The sequence below is a fragment of the Streptomyces sp. NBC_00704 genome, assembly GCF_036226605.1.
GTDB lineage: Bacteria > Actinomycetota > Actinomycetes > Streptomycetales > Streptomycetaceae > Streptomyces.
Genome location: NZ_CP109000.1, coordinates 1,911,687 through 1,935,929, shown reverse-complemented (window position 1 = coordinate 1,935,929; position 24,243 = coordinate 1,911,687). Strand labels below are relative to the sequence as shown.

Genomic DNA, 24,243 nt, shown 5'->3' with positions numbered 1-24,243 from the left:
ACGGCCGATGGAGCCCGCAAATCGAATGCGCGTGCTATAAGGTCGGTGGCGGCGTCGGGCATGCTGGAAGGCCGGGGATTGTTGTGAACCGGTGAACCCGGGATTCCTCCCGACCGGCGTTGTCAGTGGCTCCCCCTAGTCTGGAAGAGACGGGGCCTCGCCCCTGTCACTTCTCTCAAGAAAGGTGCGGACCGGCGTGGCCGACCGTCTCATCGTCCGTGGCGCGCGCGAGCACAACCTCAAGAATGTCTCGCTCGACCTGCCACGCGACTCGCTCATCGTCTTCACGGGCCTGTCGGGGTCGGGCAAGTCCTCGCTGGCCTTCGACACCATCTTCGCCGAGGGCCAGCGGCGCTACGTCGAGTCGCTCTCCTCGTACGCCCGCCAGTTCCTCGGCCAGATGGACAAGCCGGACGTCGACTTCATCGAGGGCCTCTCCCCGGCCGTCTCGATCGACCAGAAGTCGACCTCGCGCAACCCGCGCTCCACGGTCGGCACCATCACCGAGGTCTACGACTACCTGCGTCTGCTCTTCGCGCGCATCGGCAAACCGCACTGCCCCGAGTGCGGCCGGCCGATCACGCGCCAGTCGCCGCAGGCCATCGTCGACAGGGTGCTGGAACTGCCCGAGGGCAGCCGGTTCCAGGTGCTGTCGCCGCTGGTGCGCGAGCGCAAGGGAGAGTTCGTCGACCTGTTCGCCGACCTCCAGACCAAGGGCTACAGCCGCGCGCGGGTCGACGGCGAGACGGTGCAGCTGTCCAGCGCGCCCGCGCTGAAGAAGCAGGAGAAGCACACCATCGAGGTGGTCATCGACCGCCTCACGGTGAAGGACACCGCCAAGCGCCGCCTCACCGACTCCGTGGAGACCGCCCTCGGGCTGTCCGGCGGCATGGTCGTGCTCGACTTCGTCGACCTCCCCGAGGACGACCCCGAGCGCGAGCGCATGTACTCGGAGCACCTGTACTGCCCGTACGACGACCTGTCCTTCGAGGAGCTGGAGCCGCGCTCCTTCTCCTTCAACTCGCCCTTCGGCGCCTGCCCCGACTGCACCGGCATCGGCACGCGCATGGAGGTCGACCCCGAGCTGATCGTCCCGGACGAGGACAAGTCCCTCGACGAGGGCGCCATCCACCCCTGGTCGCACGGCCACACCAAGGACTACTTCAGCCGGCTGATCGGCGCGCTCGCCGACGCCCTGGGGTTCCGCACGGACATCCCCTTCGCGGGCCTGCCGCAGCGCGCCCGCAAGGCGCTGCTGCACGGCCACAAGACGCAGATCGAGGTCCGCTACCGCAACCGGTACGGCCGCGAGCGGGTCTACACGACCCCCTTCGAGGGCGCCGTGCCCTTCGTGAAGCGCCGGCACAGCGAGGCCGAGAGCGACTCCAGCCGCGAGCGCTTCGAGGGCTACATGCGCGAGGTGCCCTGCCCCACCTGCGCGGGCACCCGGCTGAAGCCGCTCGTCCTCGCGGTCACCGTCATGGGCAAGTCCATCGCCGAGGTGTCGGGCATGTCCATCAGCGACTGCGCCGAGTTCCTGGGCGAGCTCAAGCTCAACGCCCGCGACAAGAAGATCGCCGAGCGGGTCCTGAAGGAGGTCAACGAACGGCTGCGGTTCCTGGTCGACGTCGGCCTGGACTACCTCTCGCTCAACCGCGCGGCCGGCACGCTCTCCGGCGGCGAGGCCCAGCGCATCCGGCTGGCCACCCAGATCGGCTCCGGCCTCGTCGGCGTCCTGTACGTCCTGGACGAGCCGTCCATCGGCCTGCACCAGCGCGACAACCACCGGCTGATCGAAACCCTCGTGCGACTGCGCGACATGGGCAACACGCTCATCGTCGTCGAGCACGACGAGGACACCATCAAGGTCGCCGACTGGATCGTCGACATCGGCCCCGGCGCGGGCGAGCACGGCGGCAAGGTCGTGCACAGCGGCTCCCTCAAGGAGCTGCTCGCCAACGAGGAGTCGCAGACCGGGCAGTACCTGTCCGGCCGGAAGGCGATCCCGCTGCCCGACGTCCGGCGCCCGCAGGACCCCTCCCGGCGGCTCACCGTCCACGGCGCTCGCGAGAACAACCTGCAGGACATCGACGTGTCCTTCCCGCTGGGCGTCTTCACGGCGGTCACCGGCGTGTCCGGATCCGGCAAGTCCACGCTGGTCAACGACATCCTGTACACGCACCTGGCCCGTGAGCTGAACGGCGCGAGGAACGTCCCGGGACGGCACACGCGTGTGGAGGGCGACGACCTCGTCGACAAGGTCGTGCACGTCGACCAGTCGCCCATCGGCCGCACCCCGCGCTCCAACCCGGCCACCTACACCGGTGTCTTCGACCACGTCCGCAAGCTGTTCGCGGAGACGACCGAGGCGAAGGTCCGCGGCTACCTGCCCGGCCGCTTCTCCTTCAACGTCAAGGGCGGCCGCTGCGAGAACTGCGCGGGCGACGGCACGATCAAGATCGAGATGAACTTCCTCCCGGACGTCTACGTCCCGTGCGAGGTCTGCCACGGCGCCCGCTACAACCGGGAGACCCTGGAGGTCCACTACAAGGGCAAGTCCATCGCCGACGTCCTGAACATGCCGATCGAGGAGGCCACGGGATTCTTCGAGGCCGTCCCCTCGATCGCCCGGCACCTCAACACCCTGAAGGACGTCGGCCTCGGCTACGTCCGGCTCGGCCAGGCCGCGACCACCCTGTCCGGCGGCGAGGCCCAGCGCGTGAAGCTCGCCAGCGAACTGCAGAAGCGCTCCACCGGTCGCACGGTCTACGTCCTGGACGAGCCGACGACGGGCCTGCACTTCGAGGACATCAGCAAGCTCCTCACGGTCCTCTCCGGCCTCGTCGACAAGGGCAACACGGTCATCGTCATCGAGCACAACCTCGACGTGATCAAGACCGCCGACTGGGTCGTCGACATGGGCCCCGAGGGCGGCGCGGGCGGCGGCCTCGTCATCGCGGAGGGCACGCCGGAGGAGGTCGCCGGCGTGTCGACCAGCCACACCGGCAAGTTCCTGCGCGAGATCCTCGACGCCGACCGGATCAGCGACGCGGCGTCCGTCCCGGCCCCCCGCCGGGCGACCGGGAAGAAGACGGCCGCCGCCAGGACCGTCGCCGCCAAGACGGCCCCGCGCAAGACGGCGACCGCCAAGACAGCGGCGGCGAAGGCGGGCGCGGGCGAGGACGCGACCGCCAAGAAGGCCGCGAAGCCGGCCAAGGCGGCTCCGGCGAAGAAGACGACGCGCACCCGCAAGGCCTGAGAAGGCAAGCGCGGCGAACGGGCGGCGCCCCACCGGAACTCCCGGTGGGGCGCCGCCCGTTCACCTCATCCAGCCGCAGCCGCAGCCGCAGCCGCAGCCGGAGCCGCAGCCGCAGTCGACATACCGCCGCAGCCGACGCCCGGCCGACCGACGCCCGGCCGACGCCCGATACTCACGGTCGACGGCCGCGGCGCGCGCGGGACAGCGGGCGGGGGCTAGAACTCCCCGAGGGTTCCCAGTTCGGCCGCGTAGGGCGGTTCCGCGCCCGCCCGTGAGCAGGTGACCGCCGCCGCGCGCGCCGCGAATCTCAGCAGTTCCTGCCAGCCGGCGGCGCCCAGAGTTGCAAGGCCCGCCGGGGACAGCGCGCCGCGCGCCGAAAGTCCGTGCAGCAGAGCCGCGTTCACGGTGTCCCCGGCCCCGATGGTGTCCACCACCGCCACCTGCTCGCCGGGCACCGTGTACACGGCGCCGTCCCGCGTGAACGCGGTCAGTCCGTCGCCGCCCCGGGTGATCACGACGGCCGAGGGCCCCGCGGAGAGCCACTCGTGCGGGGTACCGCCCAGCCACTCGGCGTCCTCCTCGGAGAGCTTCAGCAGCGACACCGAGGGCAGCCAGCTCTTGAAGCGGGCCCGGTAGGCGTCAGGGTCCCCTATCAGCCCGGAGCGGATGTTCGGGTCGAGCGCGGTGAACAGGCCCCGCGCCGCCGCGGTGCGCATCAGCTCCTCGTACGCGCTCGCGCCCGGCTCCAGCACGAGCGAGCACGTGCCGAAGGACACCGCGCGGGTCCCCGCGGGCAGCGCGTCCGGGGTCGCGAACAGCCGGTCGGCGGTGCCCTCGACGTAGAAGGAGTAGGCGGCCGAACCGCTCCCGTCCAGCGAGGCGACCGCGAGCGTGGTCGGCTCGGCACCGCGCTGCACGGCCGACAGGTCCACGCCCGTCTCCCGCAGCCGGTCCAGCAGCGCCTCGCCGAACGCATCGTGGGAGACGCGGGAGGCGAACGCCGTGGGCGAGCCGAGGCGGGCCAGCGCCACCGCCGTGTTGTAGGGGCCGCCGCCGAGCGCCGGCCGCAGACCCGCGAGCGCGCCCGTCCCCTGCGGCACCAGGTCGATCAGGGCCTCACCGGCGACGACGATCACGGGAGGGGTCCTCTCTGTGGCTGTCCGCGACCGCTCGGACCGCTGTTCGCGCGGCAGCGGCACCGGGTGCGATCGGACGAAGGAGCAGGTGAGCCGCCGGCCGGGAAGCTACCCCATTTCGCAGCCGGCCCCCAAAACCGGCGTAAGACCGCACCCACGCGCGCGGGCGACCGCTGCGTCCGCGCTCGCCCCAGCTCCTCCCGCACCCCCCTTCCGCGCTCCCGCACCCCCCCTTCCGCGCTCCCGCACCCCCCCCTTCCGCGCTCCCGCACCCCTCCTGCTCACCCGCACGCCGTCGCGCGTCCCCAGACCTCCTTACTCACCCCACCCGGCTCACCCCCGACCCCCGCTCCGCAGATCCACCCCCAGCTCACTCCCATTCCCACTCGATGCCCACCATGCCCGACCGCACCCTCGGCTCGACGAGGTGCACCGAGCGGTGCCGGTCGCTGAGCGGCAGTTCCTGGCGGCCGCCGCGCGGGGCCGCGGCCGAGTGCTGGGTGAACCGGTGGCAGCGCACGGGCACGGCGAGTTCGTCGAAGCGGATCTGAAGGGCGTACTGGCCGCCGGCCGCGCCGAAACCGCGGACGTACTCGGTGGAGGCGCCGCCGGTGCCGTCCTCGACGCCGTAGCGGAAGAGGAACGTGTCGCCGGCCCGCAGTCGGGTGTCGAAGAGGAGTTCCGCGACGAGCACGCCGGTGCCGTGGTGGCGCCGGACGCGGCCGGCCCGGCAGTTCTCCAGGGCGTGCACCGCCATCCTTTCCGGCGCGCATCCGGGGTCTCCGTGATGGACGGCCACGAACCGGTCGACGCCGTCACGGTAGGCGCGGACGATGTGCTGCGACTCGCGGCCCAGCAGTTCGCGGCGGGCCCCGACGCGAACCCGCTCGTGATGGCCCAGTGTGTGCAGTCCGTCGTCCGGTCGGGTGCACTCCAGTTCGTCGAGCAGTTGTTCGAGCGCATCCGTGGCCTGGAGGAGAGAGCGGTAGGAACGCCCCGCGGGCCGAGTGCCCCCCAAGTCACCCTGCCCGCTCCAGCCGTTCTGTCCGTTCTGTCCGTTCTCCCTGTTCTGTTCGATCTGGCGGCCGTGCCCGCCCCGTCCGCCGCGCCCGCCCTTTCCGTCGTGCGAGTCGGCGAGCAGGCGGATCAGGGACTCGTCCGGCAGGCGCAGGATCTCCTCCAGCGCGCGCACCGCGCGCAGCGACTCGGGGCGCTGCGGCCGCCGGGCGCCCTGCTGCCAGTAGCTCAGGCTGGTCACGCCGACCTTCACCCCGTGGCGTGACAGGTGGTGCTGGACGCGCTGCAACGGCAGGCCGCGGGCCGCGATCGCGGCCCGCAGCGCCACGTGGAAGGGCCCCCCTCGCAGGGCCGTGTCCAGTTCCGCGATGACGGGGTCGGCGGCGGCGTCCGCGTGCTGTGTGGCGTGCGGCATGCAGGAGCCTCTCTGTGAATGCTCACGACGGCTGGTCGGACCGCGCGTTGAGAGATCGGGGCCGCGACCGCGTCTGCGAAACTCCTTCACATCCGTAAGGCGGCGTTCAGGGCCCCGAGTTCCCCCGCATTGAAGCGTGTCGACCTTGTCGCGACAACACCTGGCGACCGAGTGGCACGTGCGGGTGGCCGAGTCCGGGCCCCTCGGACCCCCGCCCTCCGGATCGCCCCGTGCGAGGTCCCGCCGCGGTCGCCGGGCGTTGTCCACAGCCCCGCCGGAGTGTCACTGCGCGCCAGTAGGGTGTGAGACATGGCCGACCCCTCCAGCTACCGCCCCGAGCCGGGACAGATCCCGGACTCTCCGGGGGTGTACCGATTCCGCGACGAGCACCGCAGGGTGATCTACGTCGGAAAGGCGAAGAGCCTGCGCCAGCGCCTGGCGAACTACTTCCAGGACCTGGCGGGGCTGCACCCGCGCACCCGCACGATGGTCACCACGGCCGCGTCGGTGGAGTGGACGGTGGTGTCCACGGAGGTCGAGGCGCTCCAGCTGGAGTACTCCTGGATCAAGGAGTACGACCCCCGGTTCAACGTCAAGTACCGCGACGACAAGAGCTACCCCTACCTCGCGGTGACGATGAACGAGGAGTACCCGCGCGTGCAGGTGATGCGCGGCCACAAGAAGAAGGGCGTCAGGTACTTCGGTCCGTACGCGCACGCGTGGGCGATCCGGGACACGGTCGACCTGCTCCTGCGCGTCTTCCCGGTACGCACCTGCTCGGCCGGCGTGTTCAAGAACGCCTCCCGCACCGGCCGCCCGTGTCTGCTCGGCTACATCGGCAAGTGCTCCGCGCCCTGCGTGAGCCGGATCTCGCCCGAGGACCACTGGGAACTGGCCGACGAGTTCTGTGACTTCATGGCCGGCCGCACCGGCACCTACCTGCGCCGCCTGGAGAAGCAGATGGCGGAGGCGGCCGACGAGATGGAGTACGAGCGGGCCGCCCGCCTGCGCGACGACATCGGGGCGCTGAAGAAGGCCATGGAGAAGAGCGCCGTCGTGCTCGCGGACGCGACCGACGCCGACCTGATCGCGGTCGCCGAGGACGAGCTGGAGGCGGCCGTCCAGATCTTCCACGTCCGGGGCGGGCGCGTGCGGGGCCAGCGCGGCTGGGTGACCGACAAGGTCGAGGACGTCACGACCGGCGCCCTCGTCGAGCACGCGCTCCAGCAGCTCTACGGCGAGGAGCGCGGCGACGCCGTGCCCAAGGAGGTCCTGGTCCCCGCGCTGCCCGACCCGGTCGAGCCCGTGCAGGAGTGGCTCACCGGGCGCCGCGGGTCCAACGTGTCGCTGCGCATCCCGCAGCGGGGCGACAAGAAGGACCTGATGGCGACCGTGGCGCGCAACGCGCAGCAGGCGCTCGTCCTGCACAAGACCAAGCGGGCCTCCGACCTGACCACGCGCTCGCGTGCCCTGGAGGAGATCGCCGAGGCCCTCGACCTGGACAGCGCCCCGCTGCGTATCGAGTGCTACGACATCTCCCACCTCCAGGGCGACGACGTCGTGGCCTCCATGGTCGTCTTCGAGGACGGGCTACAGCGCAAGAGCGAGTACCGCCGCTTCCAGATCAAGGGCTTCGAGGGCCAGGACGACGTCCGCTCCATGCACGAGGTGATCACCCGCCGCTTCCGGCGTTACCTGGCCGAGAAGGAGCGCACGGGCGAGTGGACCGACGGCGCGGACACCGCAGCCGCCGGGACCGGGACGGCCGCCACCGACGCGACGGCCGCCACCGACGCGACGGCCGCCACCGACGCGACGGCCGCCACCGACGCGACGGCCGCCACCGACGCGACGGCCGCCACCGACGCGACGGCCGCCACCGACGCGACGGCCGCCACCGACGCGACGGCCGCCACCGGCGCGACGGCCGTGACCGGCGGGGCGGCCGTGACCGAGGAGACCGGGGCCGCCCTCGTCGGCGGCATGCCCGGGGACCGGTCCGGGGGGAGCGCGGCGGCGGTGCTCGCCGACGCCGGCGAGGCGCCCCTCTCCGGCAGCCTCAAGGACGACGACGGCCGTCCCAAGCGCTTCGCCTACCCGCCCCAGCTCGTCGTCGTCGACGGCGGGCAGCCGCAGGTCGCGGCGGCCAGGAGGGCGCTGGACGAACTGGGCATCGACGACATCGCCGTCTGCGGTCTGGCCAAGCGGCTGGAGGAGGTCTGGCTCCCGGACGACGACGACCCGGTCGTCCTGCCCCGCAGCAGCGAGGGCCTCTATCTGCTCCAGCGCGTCCGCGACGAGGCCCACCGCTTCGCGATCACCTACCAGCGCACCAAGCGGGCCAAGCGCTTCCGCGTCGGCCCGCTGGACGACGTGCCGGGCCTCGGCGAGACACGCAAGCAGGCGCTGATCAAGCACTTCGGCTCGGTGAAGAGGCTGCGCGCCGCGACCGTCGAGCAGATCTGCGAGGTCCCGGGCATAGGCCGCAAGACGGCGGAGACCATCGCCGCGGCCCTCGCCCTGGCGGCTGTGCCCGCCCCCGCCGTGAACACGGCGACCGGAGAGATCATTGATGACGAGGAACCCGACGACACGACGGGTTCCCCCGGGGCCCCCGCCACGTCGGGCGCCCCGGAGGAACGACGGGGGCAGGAGACATGACCGAGCACGACGCACACCCCACGGCCCAGCCGGAACAGACGCCCACTACTGTGCCCACAGCCGGTACCGGGCCAGGCCCCCAAGGGCCCGGCGAGGCCGCCGCCCCGCCTCCTGCGGGCGCGGACGGCCCCCGGCAGGAAGCACGGCATGAAGACGGAGCACAGGTGAGTACGGACGTCACGCCGCCCGGGATCCCCGACGCGGCCATCCCCGAGCTGGTGATCATCTCCGGCATGTCCGGAGCCGGCCGTTCGACGGCGGCCAAGTGTCTGGAGGACCTCGGCTGGTTCGTGGTCGACAACCTCCCGCCCGCCCTCATCCCCACCATGGTGGAGCTGGGCGCGCGCTCCCAGGGCAACGTGGCCCGCATCGCGGTCGTCGTCGACGTCCGTGGCCGGCGCTTTTTCGACAACCTCCGCGAGTCCCTCGCCGATCTGGAGTCGAGGAACGTCACCCGGCGCATCGTGTTCCTGGAGTCCTCCGACGACGCGCTGGTGCGCCGCTTCGAGTCCGTGCGCCGGCCGCACCCCCTCCAGGGCGACGGCCGCATCGTCGACGGCATCGCCGCCGAGCGCGAACTCCTGCGCGAACTGCGCGGCGACGCCGACCTGGTGATCGACACCTCCAGCCTCAACGTGCACGAGCTGCGGGCCAAGATGGACGCCCGCTTCGCCGGGGAGGAGGAGCCCGAGCTGCGGGCCACCGTCATGTCCTTCGGCTTCAAGTACGGCCTGCCGGTCGACGCCGACCTCGTGGTGGACATGCGCTTCCTGCCCAACCCGCACTGGGTGCCGGAGCTGCGCCCCTACACCGGGCTCAACGAGGAGGTGTCCTCGTACGTCCTCAACCAGCCGGGCGCGAAGGAGTTCCTCGACCGGTACGCGGAGCTCCTCCAGCTGGTCGCCACGGGGTACCGCAGGGAGGGCAAGCGCTATGTGACCATCGCGGTGGGCTGCACCGGCGGCAAGCACCGCTCGGTCGCCATGTCGGAGAAGCTCGCCGCGCGCCTCGCGGCCGAGGGCGTGGAGACGGTGGTCGTGCACCGGGACATGGGACGGGAATGACCGGACGTTCTCCGCGGCTCGGCCGTCTGCGCAGGACCGCGTCCGACGGACGGGTGAGCCGGCCGGTCGAGGCGCGCGGCGGCAAACCGCGCCGCCGCGGCACCCAGCCCAAGGTCGTCGCCCTCGGTGGCGGCATGGGCCTGTCCGCCTCGCTCACCGCGCTGCGCAGGATCACCGGGGACCTCACCGGGGTCGTCACGGTGGCCGACGACGGCGGCTCCAGCGGCCGCCTGCGCGACGAACTGGGCGTACTGCCCCCGGGCGACCTGCGCAAGGCCCTGGCCGCGCTGTGCGGCGACGACGACTGGGGCCAGACCTGGGCGCGGGTCATCCAGCACCGTTTCCAGTCGCAGGGCGAGATCAACGGGCATGCCGTCGGCAACCTGCTGATCGTCGCCCTGTGGGAGCAGCTCGGCGACCACGTCCAGGCCCTGGACCTGGTCGGCAAGCTGCTCGGCGCGCAGGGGCGGGTGCTGCCCATGTCGGCCGTGCCGCTGGAGCTCCAGGCGCTGGTCAAGGGCCATGATCCGCTGCGCCCGGACGACGTGGACACCGTCCGCGGGCAGGCGACCGTGGCGCTGACGCGCGGCGAGGTGCAGTCCGTGCACCTGGTCCCGCACGACCCGCCGGCCGTCCCGGAGGCGGTCGAGGCCGTCCTGGACGCGGACTGGGTGGTGCTCGGGCCGGGCTCCTGGTTCTCCTCGGTCATGCCGCATCTGCTGGTCCCCGACCTGCTGGACGCCCTCATGGCGACGAAGGCCCGCCGGGTGCTCTCGCTGAACCTCGCGCCGCAGCCCGGAGAAACCGATGGCTTCTCCCCGCAGCGTCATTTGGAGGTTTTGGGACGACACGCCCCTAAACTCGCCCTGGACGTGGTGCTGGCCGACGAGGCCGCCGTGCCCGACCGCGACTCGCTGGCCGAAGCCGCCGAACGGTTCGGGGCGGCGGTCGAACTGGCGCCGGTGGCCCGGCCCGACGGAACCCCGAGGCACGACCCGGAGCTGTTGGCCGCCGCGTACGACCGTATTTTTCGGATGCATGGAAGGATCGGCCCATGGCGATGACGGCAGCGGTGAAGGACGAGATCTCCCGGCTCCCCGTCACCCGGACCTGCTGCAGAAAGGCGGAGGTCTCCGCCCTTCTGCGGTTCGCCGGCGGCCTCCACCTGGTGAGCGGGCGCATCGTGATCGAGGCGGAGCTGGACACCGCGATGGCGGCCCGCCGGCTCAAGCGGGACATCCTGGAGATCTTCGGCCACGGCTCGGAGCTGATCGTGATGGCCCCCAGCGGGATCCGCCGCGGCTCGCGCTATGTCGTGCGCGTGGTCGCGGGCGGCGACCAGCTGGCCCGGCAGACGGGCCTGGTGGACGGCCGCGGCCGTCCGATCCGGGGCCTGCCCCCGCAGGTGGTCTCCGGCGCGACCTGTGACGCGGAGGCCGCCTGGCGCGGCGCGTTCCTGGCGCACGGCTCGCTCACCGAGCCGGGCCGCTCGTCCTCCCTGGAGGTGACCTGCCCCGGTCCGGAGGCCGCGCTGGCGCTGGTCGGCGCGGCCCGCCGGCTGTCCATCGCGGCGAAGGCGCGCGAGGTGCGCGGCGTCGACCGGGTCGTCGTCCGCGACGGCGACGCGATCGGCGCGCTGCTCACCCGCCTGGGCGCCCACGAGTCGGTGCTCGCCTGGGAGGAGCGCCGGATGCGCCGCGAGGTGCGGGCCACGGCGAACCGCCTGGCGAACTTCGACGACGCCAACCTGCGCCGCTCGGCGCGCGCGGCCGTCGCCGCCGGGGCCCGCGTCCAGCGCGCCCTGGAGATCCTCGCGGACGACGTGCCCGAGCACCTCGCGGCCGCCGGCCGGCTGCGCATGGACCACAAGCAGGCCTCCCTGGAGGAGCTGGGCGCGCTCGCGGACCCGCCGCTGACGAAGGACGCGGTCGCCGGCCGGATCCGCCGGCTGCTGGCGATGGCCGACAAGCGCGCCTCGGATCTCGGCATCCCGGGCACGGACGCCAACCTGAGCGACGAACTCGCCGACAACCTGGTCGGCTGACGCTCCCTCAGAACGCCGGTGGCGTCGCCCGATCGGGCGACGCCACCGGCGTTTTCCGTGACGCCGACGCGCTCTTGACTCGATCATGAACTGTCATGAGCCTGGCAGGGTTCGCTGCTGGGGCGGACTCAGGCAAGGGGGGTTCATGAGACGAAGAGCGAGATCGATCCTCGCTGTCGGCGTGCTGCTGCTCGGCGGAGCGGCACTCGCACCCGTCGCCCAGGCACAGCCCGGCACCGCACAGAAGGCCGACGCCGACGAGGTGAAGGTATTCCGCGCCGACGTCACCCAGCAGCAGGTACCCCTGCTGCTGGCGGCCGGCCAGGACGGTCAGGAACTCAGCGAGCGGGTGCCCCGCGGGGGCGCCGCCACGGTCGAGGTCTACCTCACCGACGAGCAGGCGGAGAAGCTCGGGAAGCAGGGCGTGCGGCTCACCGAGCACACCCTGTCCGCCACGGCGGAAAAGCGCCTCGGCGCGGCCGCCGGGGGAGTGTTCCGCCCCTACAGCGGCAGCGGCGGCCTCCGCGAGGAGATCCTCCGCACCGCCAGGGACAACCCGGGCCTCACCAAGGTCGTCTCCATCGGCAGAACCGTCCGCGGCCAGGACATCCTCGCGCTCAAACTGACCACGAACGCGAAGAAGTCGAAGGACGGCTCGAAGCCCTCGGTGCTGTACATGTCCAACCAGCACGCCCGTGAGTGGATCACCCCGGAGATGACCCGGCGGCTGATGCACTACTACCTGGACCACTACCGGACCGACCGGCGCGTCAGGAAGATCGTCGACTCCAGCGAGCTGTGGTTCGTCCTGTCGGCCAACCCCGACGGCTACGACTACACCTTCCAGGACCCCGCCAACCGGCTCTGGCGCAAGAACCTGCGGGACGTCAACGGCGACGGCGCGATCTCCACCGGCGACGGCGTCGACCTCAACCGCAACTTCGCCTACAAGTGGGGCTACGACAACGAGGGTTCCTCGCCGAACCCGACCAGCGAGACCTACCGCGGCGCGGGTCCCGCCTCCGAGCCCGAGACCAGGGCGCTCGACGCCTTCGAGAAGCGGATCGGCTTCACGTACGGCATCAACTACCACTCGGCCGCCGAGCTGCTGCTCTACGGCGTCGGCTGGCAGGTCGCCACCGACACCCCGGACGACGTCGCCTACCGGGCGCTCGCCGGCACCCCCGGCAACTCCGCGGTCCCGGGCTACCACCCGCAGGTCTCCTCGGAGCTCTACACCACCAACGGCGAGGCCGACGGCCACGCCGGGAACGTCAACGGCATGGGGATGTTCACCCCCGAGATGTCGACCTGCCAGACCGCGTCGAACGCCGACCCGGACGACCGCTGGAACGCGGCCGACTGCCAGTCCGTCTTCACCTTCCCCGACGACGAGAAGCTGATCCAGGGCGAGTTCGCCAAGAACGTCCCGTTCGCGCTCTCCGTCGCCGAGTCCGTCGCCCACCCCGACCGGCCGAAGTCCTCGGTCGGGCTGACCGCCGCCGACTTCACCCCGGCGCCGTTCACCACCTCCTACGCACGCGGCGCGGGCCAGGAGGTCTCCGTCGTCGTCCGCAAGGCGGTCCGCGACAAGGAGCTGAAGTACCGCGTCAACGGCGGCCGCACGCGGGAGCGCCCGCTGCGGGCGTGGAAGGGCGGCGAGACCTACGGCGGCGACGACAACCTCCACTACGACGAGTACCGGGCCACCGTGCGCGACGGCGGGCCGGGCGACAAGGTCGAGGTGTGGTTCACCGGCGAGACCGAGTCCGGCAAGAAGGTCGCCGGCTCGCACTTCACCTACACGGTCGCCCCGCGGTACCGGGCCGACACGCTCGTCGTCGCCGAGGAGGGCGCGGCCGCCACGCAGGCGCAGACCTACGTCGACGCGCTGAAGGCCAACGGCCGCAGGGCGCTCGTCTGGGACGTCGCCACTCAGGGCGCGCCCGACGCGCTCGGCGTGCTCAGCCACTTCGGCACGGTCGTCCACTACACGGGCGCGAGCGCCCCGGGCAATCCGACCCAGCTCGAACTGCGCGCCTTCCTCAACGAGGGCGGCAAGCTGATCGAGGCGGGCGAACTGGCCGGCGGCAACGTCTCCCTCGCCGACGCCACCCCGTCCAACGACTTCAGCCAGTACTACCTGGGCGCGTACTCCCGTACGTCGACCCCCGGCGCCACCGGCTTCACCGGTTCGGGTGCGCTGAACGGTTTCACCGGCGCCCTCGGAGCCACCGCGGGCAACCCGCTGGACAAGGCCGGCACCTACGGGGTCACCTCGGACGAGCTGCCGGCCGCCCGGTACCCGCAGTTCGCCTCCTCCGGCGCCGGCACATTCGCCGGGACGGTCAACCCCTACGGGCCCTACGCCGGCTCGTACATGGCCGCGGCCGTCCACACCGACGACGCCTACAAGCGCCTCACCCGCACCATCGACCTCGGCGGGGTCACCGCGGCGAGCGGTCCCGCGCTGCGCACCCGGCTGCTGTGGGACACCGAGCCCGGCTACGACAACGCCGTCGTGGAGATCCACACGGTCGGCGCCGACGACTGGACCACGCTTCCCGAGGCGGGCGGCGCGACCGGCACCGCCGTGCCCGCGGAGTGCGGGGCCGGCTTCTACATCGGCGAGCACCCGTGGCTGCGGCACTACCTCACCCTCACCTCCGGCGACTGCACCGCGACCGGCTCCACGGGGTCGTGGAACGCGCTCACCGGCGCGTCCAGCGGATGGCAGCAGGTGAGCTTCGACCTGAGCGCGTACGCGGGCAAGAAGGTCGAGGTCTCGATCGCCTACGTCACCGACCCCGGCAGCGGCGGCCACGGCGTCCTCGCCGACGACGCCTCCCTGGTCGTCGGCGGAGGCGCCACCGAGAGCGAGGGCTTCGAGACGTCGCTGGGCGCGTGGCGGGCGAGCGGCCCGCCCGCGGGCAGCCCGGCCGTGCTGAAGGACTGGACCCGCACGGGCGTGCTCTTCCAGACCTACGGCGCGGTCACCACCGACGACACGGTGCTGCTGGGCTTCGGCCTGGAGCACCTCCCCTCGGCGGCCGACCGTGCAACGCTCATCGGAAAGGCGCTGCACTCACTTGACGACTGACACGCCGAAGTCAACTCGGCGTGAAGGTTCGTGACCGAATCGAGTGATCGGGCCCGTCCGGCCCGGGCGGTCCGTACCCCTACTGGCGGGTACGGACCGCCGTGCCGTGTATGGGCCGACTCGATGTCACTCCGGCCGCCCCGGAGAGGTAGGGTCGGTGGTGGTCGGGGACATCCCAAATACAGCTCGCCGGCACTCATGGGCCGGCGTACCAACGAGGAGATCGGTTCGTGACGATCCGCGTAGGCATCAACGGCTTTGGCCGCATCGGTCGTAACTACTTCCGCGCGCTGCTGGAGCAGGGTGCTGACATCGAGATCGTGGCTGTCAACGACCTCGGTGACACCGCGACCACCGCCCACCTGCTGAAGTACGACACCATCCTGGGCCGTCTCAAGGCCGAGGTGTCGCACACGGCGGACACGATCACCGTGGACGGGCACACCATCAAGGTGCTGTCCGAGCGCAACCCCGCCGACATCCCGTGGGGCGACCTCGGCGTCGACATCGTGATCGAGTCGACCGGCATCTTCACCAAGAAGGCCGACGCCGAGAAGCACATCGCGGGCGGCGCCAAGAAGGTCCTCATCTCGGCTCCGGCCAAGGACGAGGACATCACCATCGTGATGGGCGTCAACCAGGACAAGTACGACGCGGCGAACCACCACGTCATCTCCAACGCCTCCTGCACCACCAACTGCGTGGCGCCGATGGCCAAGGTCCTCGACGAGAACTTCGGCATCGTCAAGGGCCTGATGACGACGGTCCACGCGTACACCAACGACCAGCGCATCCTGGACTTCCCGCACTCGGACCTGCGCCGCGCCCGCGCCGCCGCCGAGAACATCATCCCCACCACGACGGGCGCCGCGAAGGCCACCGCCCTGGTCCTGCCGCAGCTCAAGGGCAAGCTGGACGGCATCGCGATGCGCGTCCCGGTCCCGACCGGCTCGGCCACCGACCTGGTCGTGACCCTCCAGCGCGAGGTCACCAAGGACGAGGTCAACGCCGCGTTCAAGAAGGCCGCCGAGGACGGCGACCTCAAGGGCTTCCTGACCTACACCGAGGACCCGATCGTCTCCTCGGACATCGTCGGCGACCCGTCGTCCTGCACCTTCGACTCCTCCCTGACCATGGTCCAGGAGGGCAACTCGGTGAAGATCCTCGGCTGGTACGACAACGAGTGGGGCTACTCCAACCGCCTCGTCGACCTCACGGTCTTCGTCGGCGACCAGCTCTGATCCACAGAGCGAGCACGTCGATGTGAGTGCAGGGCCCGGGCGGCGCAAGGACGCGCCGCCCGGGCCCTGACGCGCGTGCAGACCAGCCCTCTTAGGATCACGAGCACCACCCGTCCTCCAGGGAGCCCACTCAATGAAGACGATCGACGAACTTCTCGCCGAAGGCGTCGCAGGCAAGCGCGTCTTCGTCCGCGCAGACCTGAACGTGCCGCTGGACGGCACGACCATCACCGACGACGGCCGTATCCGCGCCGTGCTGCCCACCGTCAAGGCGCTGGCCGGGGCGGGCGCCCGCGTGGTCGTCGCCTCCCACCTGGGCCGCCCCAAGGGCGCTCCGGACCCCGCCTTCTCCCTCGCTCCCGCCGCCGCGCGCCTCGGTGAACTCCTCGGCGCCGACGTGGCCTTCGCGACCGACACCGTCGGCGACTCCGCCGCGTCCACCGTCGCCGACCTCGCCGACGGCCGGGTCGCGGTCGTCGAGAACCTGCGCTTCAACGCCGGCGAGACCAGCAAGGACGACGCCGAGCGCGCCGCGTTCGCCGACCGGCTGGCCACCCTCGCCGACGTGTACGTGGGCGACGGCTTCGGCGCGGTGCACCGCAAGCACGCGTCCGTGTACGACCTGCCGGGCAGGCTGCCGCACTACGCCGGCTACCTGATCGCCACCGAGGTCGGCGTCCTGAAGAAGCTCACCGAGGACGTCGCGCGCCCCTACGTCGTGGCGCTCGGCGGCTCCAAGGTCTCCGACAAGCTCGCCGTCATCGACCAGCTGCTGGGGAAGGCCGACCGCATCCTCATCGGCGGCGGCATGGCCTTCACCTTCCTCAAGGCCCAGGGCCACGAGGTCGGCGCCTCCCTCCTTCAGGAGGACCAGATCCCGGCCGTCACCGAGTACCTGGAACGCGCCGAGAAGCAGGGCGTCGAGCTGGTCGTCCCGGTCGACGTCGTGGTCTCGCCCGGATTCCCGGACCTGAAGGCCAAGGCGCCCACCGAGCACTCCGCCGTCGACGCGGACCGGATGCCCGAGGGACAGCTGGGCCTGGACATCGGCCCCAGAACCGGTGAGCTGTACGCGGGCAAGCTCGCCGACGCCGCGACCGTGTTCTGGAACGGTCCGATGGGCGTCTTCGAACACCCCGACTACGCCGAGGGCACCAAGGCGGTCGCCCAGGCCCTCGTCGACTCGGACGGCTTCACCGTCGTCGGCGGCGGAGACTCCGCCGCCGCCGTGCGCACGCTCGGCTTCGACGAGAACGCATTCGGCCACATCTCGACCGGCGGCGGCGCCTCCCTCGAATACCTCGAGGGCAAGACGCTCCCCGGCCTCGCCGCACTGGAGGACTGACCCCGCATGACCACTCGTACGCCGCTGATGGCGGGCAACTGGAAGATGAACCTCAACCACCTCGAGGCCATCGCCCACGTCCAGAAGCTCGCCTTCGCCCTGGCCGACAAGGACCACGAGGCCGTCGAGGTCGCCGTCCTCGCGCCGTTCACCGACCTGCGCTCCGTGCAGACCCTGGTCGACGGCGACAAGCTCAAGATCAAGTACGGCGCCCAGGACATCTCGGCGCATGACTCCGGCGCCTACACCGGCGAGATCTCCGGGGCCATGCTCGCCAAGCTGAAGTGCACGTTCGTGGCGATCGGCCACTCCGAGCGCCGCCAGTACCACAACGAGACCGACGAACTCGTGAACGCCAAGGTCAAGGCCGCCTACAAGCACGGCCTGACCCCGATCCTGTGCGTGGGCGAGGAGCTGGACGTCCGCGAGGCGGGCAACCACGTCTCCCACACCCTCGCCCAGGTCGACGGCGGCCTCAAGGACGTGCCGGCCGAGCAGGCCGAGACGATCGTGATCGCCTACGAGCCCGTGTGGGCCATCGGCACCGGCAAGGTCTGCGGCGCCGAGGACGCGCAGGAGGTCTGCGCGGCCATCCGCGCCAGGGTCGCCGAGCTGTACACCCAGGAGCTGGCCGACAAGGTCCGCATCCAGTACGGCGGCTCCGTGAAGTCCGGCAACGTCGCCGAGATCATGGCGCAGGCCGACATCGACGGCGCGCTGGTCGGCGGCGCCTCGCTGGACGCCGACGAGTTCGTCAAGATCGTGCGCTTCCGCGACCAGTGATCCACCGGGTGATCCGCCGGGTGATCTGCCGGTGATCCCGCGGTGATCCGAGCTGTGAGTATGCGGTAGCGGCGATCCGTCGTACCCTTGCGGGGGCACAGCGCCGGGCGGCCGAGCCGCGCCGGGACAACGACGCTGTGCCCCCGCCGTCCGAACCGTTCGCCCAATGCGTCATCCGAATCCGAGGAAGTTGGTCCAGCCGTGGTTTTGGGGTTCTCGATCGCCCTGATCGTCTTCAGCCTGCTGCTGATGCTGCTGGTGCTGATGCACAAGGGGAAGGGCGGCGGTCTCTCCGACATGTTCGGTGGCGGCATGCAGTCCTCCGTCGGCGGCTCCTCGGTCGCCGAGCGCAACCTCGACCGCATCACCGTGGTCATCGGGCTGCTCTGGTTCACCTGCATCATCGTGCTCTGCATCGTGATGAAGACGAACAACTGATCAGCTTCTCACAGGCACGCACATTCCGGTACGTAACGCCCCATGTTCGGTACGCGCAGCTGAGCGCGGCCTATCATGGGGCTTGCGTCCAGGTGTGGAAGCTGTAACTCCAAGCACTGGACGCGCGTTGGGCCTTACGTAGACTGAGGCGCTCGCAGCGGAGCGAAACGCCGACTCGCTTCGCGGCACCATCACGCAGGGAGTTACGACCGTGGCAAGTGGCAACGCGATCCGAGGAAGCCGGGTCGGGGCGGGGCCGATGGGCGAGGCCGAGCGGGGCGAGTCCGCGCCCCGTCTGCGCATCTCCTTCTGGTGCTCCAACGGACACGAGACGCAGCCCAGCTTCGCCAGCGACGCGCAGGTCCCCGACACCTGGGACTGCCCCCGCTGCGGGTTCCCGGCCGGACAGGACCGGGACAACCCCCCGGACCCACCGCGCACCGAGCCCTACAAGACGCACCTCGCGTACGTGAGGGAGCGGCGCAGCGACGCGGACGGCGAGGCGATCCTCGCCGAGGCGCTCGCCAAACTGCGGGGCGAGATCTGACAGCACCACCGGCCGGGCGCCTCAGGGAGCCTGGCCGCACGCGTCGCGGGCCGGGCCGTCGCCCGTCCGCGGACCGATTGTCAGTGGCACCCTCTACGGTTTTTCCACGGTTGCCGTCCTCGCGGTGACCGGTCAGCCGTGAGGGGGAGTTGTGGCGACGGTCGGCACTGCGGAAGGCCGCGCGCCCGCGTGGCGTGGGGGGTTCGGCCGGCTGTGGAGTGCCGCGGTGATCTCCCGCTTCGGGGACGCGCTGCGCACCACCGCGCTGCCCCTGCTCGCCGTGCGGCTCACGGACGACCCTGTGGTCATCGCCTCCGTCACCGCCTGCGGCTACCTTCCCTGGCTGCTGTTCGGGCTGCTCGGCGGGGCCGTCGCCGACCGGGTCGACCAACGGCGCGCCATGTGGGCCGTGGACACCGCGCGCGGTGTGCTCGTCGCCGCCTTCGCGCTCGTGGTGGGTCGGGGCCACGCCTCCGTCCCCCTGCTGCTGTCCCTGGCCTTCCTGCTGACGGCGTTGCAGACCCTCTTCGACAACGCGTCCACGGCACTGCTTCCCTCCCTGGTGGACGCGCGGGCCCTCGGCGGGGCCAACGCCCGTCTGATGACCGGCCAGCAGCTCGCGGGCGGCCTGCCGGCCGGGCCCGTCGTCCCGTTGCTGATCGGCCTCGGCGCGTGGGCGCCGTTCGCGGCCGACGCGGGCACCTATCTGCTGGCCGCGGCGCTGGTGGCGTCCCTGCGGGTGCGGCCGCCCGCGCGGGAGCCGCGCCCGGCGGGCAGCACGCTGCGCGCCGAGATCGCCGAGGGCCTGCGGCAGTTGCGCCGCGACCGTGTCCTGCGGCCGGTCTGTCTGGCCACCCTGCTGTGCAACATCGGCATGGGCGCGCTGATCGCCACCCTGGTGCTGCACGTGACGCGCTGGCTGCGCGTGGGCGACACCGGGTTCGCCGCCGCGATGACGGTGTACGCGCTCGGCAGCCTCGCCGGCGGCCTGCTCGCCCAGCGGATCGCCCACCGCGTCGGCCGGGCCCGGGCCCTGCTGCTCGCCGGGACGGTCCAGACGGCTTCGCTGCTGCTCATGGGCGCGGTCCAGCACCTGGCCGCCCTGCTCGCGGGCATGCTGCTGCTCGGCTCCATGGGCATGGTCTGGAACGTCAACCAGACGACGCTGATGCAGCAGCGCAGCCCGGCGTCCATGGTGGGCCGGGTCTCCGCCGCGTTCCGCACGGCGTCCACCGCCGGCGCCCCGGCGGGAGCCCTCCTCGGCGGAGCGGCGGCCCAGCACTTCGGCCTCAACGCGCCCGCGCTCCTCGCGGCCCTGCTCTTCGCACTGGCGGTCGCCGCGTTGATACCCGCGGGCCGGGCCGACGTATCTGTCGGTGCACCGCACGACGACGCCGCGACGACTCGCGTCGCCCCTTGATCGACCAGGTCGGGCCGGCGGGGCAATGCCGTGCGAGCCGGCACCGACAGGTGAGGAAGGGCTGAAGGTCCGACCTGAACGCAGACGGCCGTACGAGGCCCGACCGGACTCCCGAGTGGGCCGCTCCGGCCGGCAGTTCCGGACCGCGCCCCCCGAGTCCAACGTCCCCCTGCTGCTGGGCCGGACTGGACGACTCCGCCCGGGCCCTGGTCGCCAAGTGCCGGGAGATACGCGGTTGTTGACGGCCTGGGCGGTCACGCCCGGTACAGGAGGCGGACGGTGTGCGCCCGTCCGCCTCCCGTAGAATCCCCGGCGATCATCAGCACGACGACTCGGGGGAGCCGCGACATGACCGGTGCACGCAGGAGATGGACCGACGGTTCGCTGACCGCCGGATCCCTCCTCCGACCCCATCGGGTGGCGCGCGCGGTGTTCCACCCGGCGTGGATACCGCCGTCGCTCGACCCGACGGTGGAGAAGCTCAAGCGGATCCGGGTCGTCGCCGGGGCGGTGGCGGCGGTCGGCGTGTACACCTTCGTGGAGGGCGGGTTCGCCTTCGACGAGATGCTGGAGAACACGGCGATCGCCTCCGCCGTGCTGTTCTTCCTCACGCCGACGACGGTCGGGGCGATGCTCTTCGTGTGGCGGCGCACCGGCACCGTGCGGCAGCTGAAGGTGCCGCTCGTCGACGCGCTGAAGCTGCTGCTGCTCTTCGTCGGCTGCGTCTTCGCGACCGTGGGGATCTTCCAGGCGAGCGAGGCGGTGGGATTCGTCCCCCGGCTGCTGCTGTCGCTCGCCGGCCTGTGGATGGCCGTCTTCGTGGCGGCGGGCGCCGTGCGGCTGTCCGGCAACTTCTTCGGCACCGCCGCCGTGCACCGCTGTCTGCCGCCCCTGCTGGCGACGGTGACGACCTGGCTGATGGCCGTCCCCGACCTGGTCACGGGCGATCTGCACGGTCTGAGCCTCACCATGGGCGTCGTCTTCATCCTGGGCGCGCCGCTGACCGTCACCGGCATCGCCCTGGTGGAGACCCGCCGGCTTGGGCGGCGCTACGGCATCCGTCTCGCGGCCCATCCGGCGACCCTGCCCCCGACGCCCGCACCGCAGCGGACCCCGCCGCCGGCCCAGTGGCCCACGCCGTCCGGGACCCACCCCTACGGGGCGCCGTACGCGCCGGGCGCGGGCGGGCCGTATCCGCAGGGCGCCCCGTACACCCAGGGCGGTGGAAACCCGTACGGGCACGGCGGCGGGAACCCGTACACACACGGCGGCGGGAACCCGTACGCGCCGTGGCCGCCCCACCCGGGCGGGCGGCCGCACGGCGGCTGACCGGCCGCAAGCGAGCGGCCGGGCCGCTGCGCTCACGCCGCACCTGGGCCGCCGCGCTCACGCCGCCGCGCTCACGCCGCCGTGCTCACGCCGCGGCGGGGCCGCCGCACCCGGGCCTGTGCTCAGGCCACCGCGCTCAGGGTGTCCGCGAGTCTGCGCCGGGCCGCGCGGGACGCCGGGAGCGCGGCGAGGGCGCACGCGCCCAGCACCGCCGCCGCGGCGAGCAGCGCCAACAGGACCGGCGACGGCCCCCGCGCGATCCCGGCGCCGATGCCGCTCGACCGGCCCTGGGCGTCGATCAGCCACCGGGCGAAGGGCGTGCCCACGGCGGTGGCGGCGAGGACCGCGGCCAGGACGGTGCAGCCGGTGGCCGTGACCGTGACCGCGGTGATCTGCCGGGGGGACAGCCCCACGGCCTTGAGGGCGAGCAGGTCCCGCTCGCCCTCGCGCACCGTGCCGCCGATCACGGTGAGCAGTTCGATGAGCCCGATCAGGGCGAGGACGGCGATCAGGCCCGCGACCACCGCCCGCAGCGAGGACAGCCCGTCGGCCGGGTTGGTCACGGTGTGCACGTCCAGGCGGCCCTGCCCGGCGGCGGTCAGCCGGCCGGCGACCTCCCGCGCGTCCGCGCCGGGGCGCAGCCGGAGCTGGTAGAGCGTGGGGCCCAGGCCCGGGTCGTTCTCGCGCAGGGTGTCCAGCGACGTGGAGATGACCCGACCGGCGTTCTCCGGCTCGATGCTGCGGCCGACGATGTGCAGGATCTGCGGCTGCTCCCCGACGGTCACCCGCACCCAGTCGCCCACCCGCGCGTCGAGCAGGTCGAGCAGGCCCTGTCCGGCCACCGCCTCGTCGCGGCCGTGCGGCCGGTCGCCCTCCGCCAGAGCGTACGGGTACGGTTCGCGGCCGGTGCCGAGGCCTCGCAGGGCGATGGTGGCCGTCTGGCCCGGAACCAGGGCCGCCACCTGCGCGCCGGGGTAGGCGGCGGCCACCTGCGGATCGCGCTCCAGCAGGGCGAGGGCGTCCGGGCCGCTCGCGCCGGAGTCGACGCGGACGCTCAGCGCGGCCGGGAGGCCGACCTGTTCGGGACTGCTGCGGAAGCGGTCGATGGTGGTCCAGGCGCTCATCGCGACCACGATCAGCAGCAGCGGAAGCGCCAGCCGGGCCACCGCCGCCGCCGACCGCGGGCGCTTGGCGAACGCCGTGTGCCAGCCGAGCACCAGCGCGGGCGGCAGCCGCAGTCCGAGCGCCCGGCGCGCCACGCCCGAGAGTGCCCCGCCCGTCGCGCCGGCCGGGCGCGGCACGGGCACCGGCGGCACCCGTCCGGCCCGCCACGCCGCGAGACCGGTCGTCGCGCCGATGAACAGGACCGCCCCCGCGGGCACCGCGACCAGCGCCGCCGCGGTGGCGGGCAGTCCCTGCCACACGCCGACGGCGTCGCCGAAGCGGCCCGGGATCCGGCTGCCCAGCGCCCGGATGAGCGCCGCCGCGGCGAGGGCCCCCAGCAGCGCGTACGTCAGGTGCTGGAACAGGAAGACGCGGACCACCTGGCCCGGTGTGAACCCGATCGCCTTGAGGACGGAGATGTCCCGCAGATGGCCGCGGATGCGGGTGGCGATCGCCCCGTGCACGGCGAGTCCGGCGGCGACCAGCGCGCCGAGCCCGAACAGGGCCAGCACCTGCCCGAGGAGGCGGTTGTCGCCCTGTGCCTCGGCCCGCGCCTGCCGCCAGGTCGAGACCTCGCCGACGGCGCCCGAGCCGAGCACGGTGACCGCGCGCTGCACGATGTAGTCGGTGTCGCCGGGATCCGACAGCCGCAGCCCGGTCACCTCGCCCCGCGGGTCGGGCAGGGCGGACGGCAGCGCCCACACCAGCCCGGGCTGCTCGCCGGGCCGGTAGCGGGGCTCGGCGCTGTCGGCGACGCCGAGGACGGTCAGTCTGCGCGCGGTGCCGGGCAGGGTGAGGGTGTCGCCGGGTTCGGCGAGCAGCGCGCGGGCCAGCCGGCTCTCCAGGACCACGCCGTCGGCGTCGCCGGGGTCGAGCCAGGAGCCGGACGTCAGCAGCGGCCGGCCCACGGCGGGCCGCGCGGGCGTGCCGCGCAGTTCGACGGAGGCGCGCGCGCCGCGCGAGACGACGGTCGCGGACTCGGTGGGGTAGGGGCCGGCCACCGACTCGACGCCGTCCAGTCCGGCCAGCTTTCCCACCCGCGCGGACGGGCCGGTGTGCAGATACACGTGCGCGCCGTTCGCCTGGGCGAACACCCGCTGCCAGGGGTTGGTGGCGTATCCGAACAGCGCCATGGCCAGCAGCAGCGAGCCGACGATGCCGGCGGTGGCGAGGACCAGGAACAGCGCCTCGCCGCGGTGGGTGCGCAGATCGGAGTGCGCCCAGCGCAGGACGGCTCGCACCGGCTCAGCCCCCTGTCTCGCGCCGTGCGGCGCCGCGGT

Annotated in this window: 16 protein-coding genes; 13 read left to right on the top strand and 3 right to left on the bottom strand. The window is 72.3% G+C overall.

Annotated features, from left to right (window positions below; translation table 11 throughout):
• Positions 1-196 precede the first annotated feature (196 nt).
• Positions 197-3,259 (top strand): excinuclease ABC subunit UvrA, encoded by a 3,063-nt coding sequence (gene uvrA, locus OG802_RS08560; RefSeq protein ID WP_329408716.1) that lies wholly within the window; start codon positions 197-199, stop codon positions 3,257-3,259.
• 215 nt (positions 3,260-3,474) lie between these two features.
• On the opposite strand, the gene OG802_RS08555 is transcribed toward uvrA, so the two are convergent.
• Both OG802_RS08555 and OG802_RS08550 read right to left on the bottom strand, forming a co-directional pair.
• Entirely contained in the window at positions 3,475-4,395 is a 921-nt protein-coding gene (locus tag OG802_RS08555; RefSeq protein WP_329408715.1) for a carbohydrate kinase family protein, read from the bottom strand.
• A 370-nt stretch (positions 4,396-4,765) separates the two neighbouring features.
• Complete coding sequence (locus OG802_RS08550; RefSeq protein ID WP_329408714.1) at positions 4,766-5,827, bottom strand: hypothetical protein; 1,062 nt, start codon at positions 5,825-5,827, stop codon at positions 4,766-4,768.
• 309 nt (positions 5,828-6,136) lie between these two features.
• On the opposite strand from OG802_RS08550, the gene uvrC reads away from it, so the two are divergent.
• From uvrC to OG802_RS08490, 12 genes are all read left to right on the top strand, one after another.
• Positions 6,137-8,488, top strand: a complete 2,352-nt coding sequence (uvrC, locus tag OG802_RS08545) for an excinuclease ABC subunit UvrC (protein ID WP_329408713.1) — start codon at positions 6,137-6,139, stop codon at positions 8,486-8,488.
• Complete coding sequence (gene rapZ, locus OG802_RS08540) at positions 8,485-9,552, top strand: RNase adapter RapZ (RefSeq protein WP_329408712.1); 1,068 nt, start codon at positions 8,485-8,487, stop codon at positions 9,550-9,552. Before uvrC ends, rapZ begins: the two co-directional genes overlap by 4 nt.
• The gene (locus OG802_RS08535; protein ID WP_329408711.1) at positions 9,549-10,616 is read left to right on the top strand and encodes a gluconeogenesis factor YvcK family protein; all 1,068 of its coding nucleotides are present in this window, start codon (positions 9,549-9,551) and stop codon (positions 10,614-10,616) included. Before rapZ ends, OG802_RS08535 begins: the two co-directional genes overlap by 4 nt.
• A complete protein-coding gene (gene whiA, locus OG802_RS08530) occupies positions 10,607-11,596 on the top strand; it encodes a DNA-binding protein WhiA (protein WP_069770129.1) in 990 nt (329 codons plus the stop codon). The genes OG802_RS08535 and whiA overlap by 10 nt, the downstream gene beginning before the upstream one ends.
• 145 nt (positions 11,597-11,741) lie before the next feature.
• Positions 11,742-14,696 (top strand): M14 family zinc carboxypeptidase, encoded by a 2,955-nt coding sequence (locus OG802_RS08525; RefSeq protein ID WP_329408708.1) that lies wholly within the window; start codon positions 11,742-11,744, stop codon positions 14,694-14,696.
• Between the two features lie 230 nt (positions 14,697-14,926).
• Positions 14,927-15,937 carry a type I glyceraldehyde-3-phosphate dehydrogenase gene (gene gap / locus OG802_RS08520; RefSeq protein ID WP_329408706.1) on the top strand — a complete coding sequence of 337 codons (1,011 nt, stop codon included), beginning with the start codon at positions 14,927-14,929 and terminating at the stop codon, positions 15,935-15,937.
• A gap of 133 nt (positions 15,938-16,070) precedes the next feature.
• Positions 16,071-17,282 carry a phosphoglycerate kinase gene (locus OG802_RS08515; protein WP_329408704.1) on the top strand — a complete coding sequence of 404 codons (1,212 nt, stop codon included), beginning with the start codon at positions 16,071-16,073 and terminating at the stop codon, positions 17,280-17,282.
• Between the two features lie 6 nt (positions 17,283-17,288).
• Positions 17,289-18,065, top strand: a complete 777-nt coding sequence (gene tpiA, locus OG802_RS08510) for a triose-phosphate isomerase (RefSeq protein ID WP_329408702.1) — start codon at positions 17,289-17,291, stop codon at positions 18,063-18,065.
• Between the two features lie 201 nt (positions 18,066-18,266).
• On the top strand, positions 18,267-18,503 hold the full coding sequence (gene secG / locus OG802_RS08505) for a preprotein translocase subunit SecG (RefSeq protein WP_174855593.1): 237 nt from the start codon (positions 18,267-18,269) through the stop codon (positions 18,501-18,503).
• A 211-nt stretch (positions 18,504-18,714) separates the two neighbouring features.
• Complete coding sequence (locus OG802_RS08500; protein WP_003957010.1) at positions 18,715-19,050, top strand: RNA polymerase-binding protein RbpA; 336 nt, start codon at positions 18,715-18,717, stop codon at positions 19,048-19,050.
• A 226-nt stretch (positions 19,051-19,276) separates the two neighbouring features.
• On the top strand, positions 19,277-20,470 hold the full coding sequence (locus OG802_RS08495) for an MFS transporter (RefSeq protein ID WP_329408696.1): 1,194 nt from the start codon (positions 19,277-19,279) through the stop codon (positions 20,468-20,470).
• 348 nt (positions 20,471-20,818) lie between these two features.
• Positions 20,819-21,799: a hypothetical protein gene (locus OG802_RS08490; protein WP_329408694.1), complete on the top strand. Its 981-nt coding sequence runs from the start codon at positions 20,819-20,821 to the stop codon at positions 21,797-21,799.
• 122 nt (positions 21,800-21,921) lie between these two features.
• Here OG802_RS08490 and OG802_RS08485 read toward each other — a convergent pair whose 3' ends face one another.
• Entirely contained in the window at positions 21,922-24,204 is a 2,283-nt protein-coding gene (locus OG802_RS08485) for an ABC transporter permease (RefSeq protein WP_329408692.1), read from the bottom strand.
• Positions 24,205-24,243: the final 39 nt, after the last annotated feature.